This window comes from Janthinobacterium sp. GMG1 (assembly GCF_034427795.1).
In the GTDB taxonomy this organism is placed as follows: Bacteria; Pseudomonadota; Gammaproteobacteria; order Burkholderiales; family Burkholderiaceae_D; genus Janthinobacterium.
Map to the genome: position 1 here is coordinate 1 of NZ_JAXQNT010000051.1, position 421 is coordinate 421.

Annotated in this window: 1 protein-coding gene; it reads right to left on the minus strand. The window is 61.5% G+C overall.

The annotated features are described in order from the left end of the window. Nucleotides 1–421 (minus strand): AMP-binding protein (locus SJI03_RS28845; protein WP_322429465.1); only part of this gene is annotated, 421 nt, incomplete at both ends.

The following is a 421-nucleotide window of genomic DNA, read 5'->3' on the forward strand; positions in this document are numbered from 1 at the left end:
TTCGCCGACCTGCGATTCGTATACATTCACCACCGCCTGCCGTATGCCGGCGATTTTCAGCAGCGCCGTTTCGATTTCGCCCAACTCGATCCTGAAACCGCGCAGCTTGATCTGGTTATCGGCACGCCCCACCAGTTCGATCACGCCATCCGTGCGTATGCGGGCCAGATCGCCCGTACGATACAGTCTGGCTCCTGCCGACTGGCTATAAGGGTCGCGCACGAATTTTTCGGCACTCAGTTGCGGCAAGCCCAAATAGCCGCGCGCCACCCCCGGCCCGCCGATGCACAGTTCACCCTTGACACCGGGTGCAACCAGAGCTAACGCGGCGTCAAGCACATACAGACAACTGCCTGCGAACGGACGCCCGATCGGCACCATTCCCTGCCCGGTTTCCTGCCCCTCGTGGTAGCTGCTGTCG